General features: G+C 63.3%; 3 protein-coding genes and 1 pseudogene. 2 read left to right on the forward strand and 2 right to left on the reverse strand.

Annotated features, from left to right (window positions below; all coding sequences use genetic code 11):
* Nucleotides 1–235: transposase (locus JSE7799_RS10960; protein WP_222101747.1), on the reverse strand; the 235-nt coding region annotated here is incomplete at its 3' end.
* A gap of 191 nt (nucleotides 236–426) precedes the next feature.
* On the opposite strand from JSE7799_RS10960, the gene JSE7799_RS21055 reads away from it, so the two are divergent.
* Both JSE7799_RS21055 and JSE7799_RS21735 read left to right on the forward strand, forming a co-directional pair.
* The gene (locus JSE7799_RS21055) at nucleotides 427–591 is read left to right on the forward strand and encodes a hypothetical protein (RefSeq protein WP_186201912.1); all 165 of its coding nucleotides are present in this window, start codon (nucleotides 427–429) and stop codon (nucleotides 589–591) included.
* Nucleotides 588–2,483, forward strand: a pseudogene (locus JSE7799_RS21735) (cbb3-type cytochrome c oxidase subunit I). Before JSE7799_RS21055 ends, JSE7799_RS21735 begins: the two are co-directional and overlap by 4 nt.
* Here JSE7799_RS21735 and JSE7799_RS10970 read toward each other — a convergent pair.
* Nucleotides 2,480–3,034 (reverse strand): DDE-type integrase/transposase/recombinase (locus JSE7799_RS10970; protein ID WP_144431661.1); only part of this gene is annotated, 555 nt, incomplete at its 5' end. The pseudogene JSE7799_RS21735 and the gene JSE7799_RS10970 overlap by 4 nt on opposite strands.

A 3,034-nucleotide genomic window follows, 5' to 3' on the forward strand; every position in this document is an offset into this window, starting at 1 on the left:
TGGGCACCTGCACGCTCACCGTGCCCGCAGGCGTGTCGATCCGCTTGGCTTTGTAGCCGTTGGCATAGCCGTGACGCTCGGGCGTGCGCTCATAATGGCTCGCGCCGAGAAACCGCTCCCGTTCGATCTGCATCGCCAGCTCGAAAGCCCGCGCGAACACCGATGCGATCTCGCCGGGCCCGTGCTCGATCAACTGTTCCAAGACCGCCTCAAGCGCCGTATCCTTCCTGTCCATTCGTTCTTCTCCATGGCCGTGTTGCAACTCCATGGAATACCAGAATGGGCAGCCCGTGCTGGGGCGCCCCAGCACGGGCTCACGCCCCGCGTCTCAAGCGAATTTCCAGACCTGAGGGTACAATACCATGCCACACCATCCGCGGAACGTCCGCCGATGGACACAAAGGACCCGAACTCACGCATGTCGCATTGCGGCGCACGCTCGCGGCGGCGACGCTCCCGAACTCGCGCGGCAATCTCGGCGGGTGGATCACCTCGACCCATAGCGTCAAACTGGGTGCGATGATGCCGCCCTCCAATCCGCCCCCCGATAACCTGCATGCGCTGCTCGACTTTCTGGAGACGCTCGAATGACGGATGCCGTGCAAGGATCAGCTCCGCCCCAGGGAGGCGCGGCGGAGAGCCCCACCGCTGGGCCGCAACAGGGGCGCGATGGCCTAGGCCCCGAAGAACTGGCCCGGATCGAACGGACATGGCTGTCGCCGCCCGGATTCTTCGGCTGGTTCACGCTTGTCAATCACACCAGCATCGGCAAGCGCTTCATCATTACCTCGCTGGTGTTCTTTCTGCTCTCGGGGCTGCTTGCGCTGCTGATGCGGCTCCAACTTGCTCAGCCGCTGAACGATGTCCTCGGACCCGAAGCCTATAATCAAGTGATGACCGTGCACGGCACGGCGATGATGTTCCTGTTCGCGATCCCGGCAATGGAAGGCGCGGCGATCTATCTGGCGCCCCTGATGGTCGGCGCACGGGACATGGCTTTTCCGCGGCTCAATGCTTTCGGCTATTACGTCTACCTGATCGGCGGGTCCCTGTTCTTCCTGTCCCTGCCCCTCGGCCTCGCGCCGGATGCGGGCTGGTTCAACTACGTGCCGCTATCCAGCAAGGAATACGCCGAAGGGTACGGAATCGACGTCTGGACCACGATGATCACCTTCATCGAGGTCTCGGCGCTCACGGCGGCGGTCGAGTTGATCGTCACGATCCTGAAGCTGAGGGCCCCGGGTATGTCGCTCAACCGCATGCCGATCTTCGTGTAGGCCGTGCTGGTCATGAGCTTCATGATCCTTTTCGCCATGCCTTCGGTCATCGTCGCAAGCGCGCTGCTGATGATGGACCGCCTCGTGGACACGGCTTTCTTCGACGCGGCGCTCGGGGGATCTCCCCTGCTCTGGCAGCACCTGTTCTGGTTCTTCGGGCACCCGGAGGACTACATCATCCTCGTGCCGGCGCTCGGCATTGTCACCAGCGTCGTCGTCACGTTCACGCAGCGCTCCGTCTTCGGCTACACGGCCCTCGTGCTCGCCGTGGTCGGGATCGGGATCGGGATCGGGATGGTGAGCTTCAGGCTCTGGGTCCATCACATGTACATGACGGGGCTGCCCTTGATGGGCCGGTCGTTCTTCATGGCCGCCTCGGCGATGATCGCGATACCCTCCGGCGTGCAGGTCTATTGCTGGATCGCGACGATGTGGGGCGCGAAGGTACGTTTCGCCTCGCCAATGCTGTTCGTGCTGGGCTTCTTCGCGGTCTTCATCACGGGCGGGCTGACCGGTGTCATGGTCGCCTCGGTGCCGTTCGACCGGCAAGTGCATGACAGCTACTTCGTGGTGGCCCCTTTCCACTACGTGCTGGTTGGCGGTTCGGTCTTCCCGCTGCTTGCCGGGCTCTATTAATGGTACCCCAAGGCGACCGGGCGCATGATGAACGAGCGTGCGGGTCTCTGGAGCTGCATCCTGATCTTCATAGGATTCAACCTCGCCTTCTTTCCGATGCACCAGCTCGGCCTCGAGGGAATGCCCCGACGCGTCTACAGCTATCTCCCCGCCACAGGATGGACCTTCCTCAATCAGCTTGCATCGATCGGCTCGGTGGTGCTTGCGCTCGGCTTCGCAATCACCGCCATCAACGTTCTCGTCAGCGCGCGCCGCGGCAAATTGGCGGGCGACGACCCTTGGGACGGTCCGACGCTGGAGTGGGGCACGACCTCGCCACCGCTCAACTGCAATTTCGCGCGGCAGGTTGTGGTGCGCAGCGAAAGCCCCCTGTGGGATCGGCACCGAGAAGACCTCGCCACCTACGTCGGAGGCTTGCGCGACGACAGGCGCGAGACGGTCGTCACGACGGTGCTCGATGCGCGGCCACACGCTGTTCAGGTTCTTCCCGGCCCCACCCCTTGGCCCTTCGTCAGCGCTGTCGTGGCGTCGCTCGCGTTCCTCGGGCTCATCTTCACGCCCTGCGCCTAACTGTCACATCCCGGAAGGTAGTATGGCTGTTTCTTGAACAGCTCTGGCTTGATTTTGTGCCAGTCCTTCATGGCCTGCAAGGGCGCCTTGCTGGCCAACGCTGCTTGCGGGAGCTGCTGGTTGTAGAGCCAGACGTATCGGTGGAGCGTGGTCTCCAAATCCTCGCCTGATCGGAAATGGTGGCTCTGCAGGACCTCTTCGATCCGGCCGTTGAAGCGCGCGACCATTCCGTTGGTCTGCGGCGACTTCGGCGGGGTCAGGCGGTGATCGATGTCGAGGGCGGCGCAAAGCGCGTCGAACGCGTGCTCTCCCGTGGCAGTCCGCTTGCGCAGGCCGAAAAGGCGGTCGGTGAACTCCTTGCCATTGTCGGTGAGAATGGTGCGGATGCGGATCGGGCAGGCGCGCTCCAGATCGCGCAGGAAGCGCCGTGCGTTGGCCGCGGTCTTTGCCGGGAAGACACGGATGAAGACCCATCGGGTCGCCCGGTCGATGGCCACGAAGAGGTAACGGCGGCGGGTCTCATCGGCCATTTGCGGCAGGTATTTCACGTC

The organism is Jannaschia seosinensis (genome assembly GCF_001408515.1).
Lineage (GTDB): Bacteria > Pseudomonadota > Alphaproteobacteria > Rhodobacterales > Rhodobacteraceae > Jannaschia > Jannaschia seosinensis.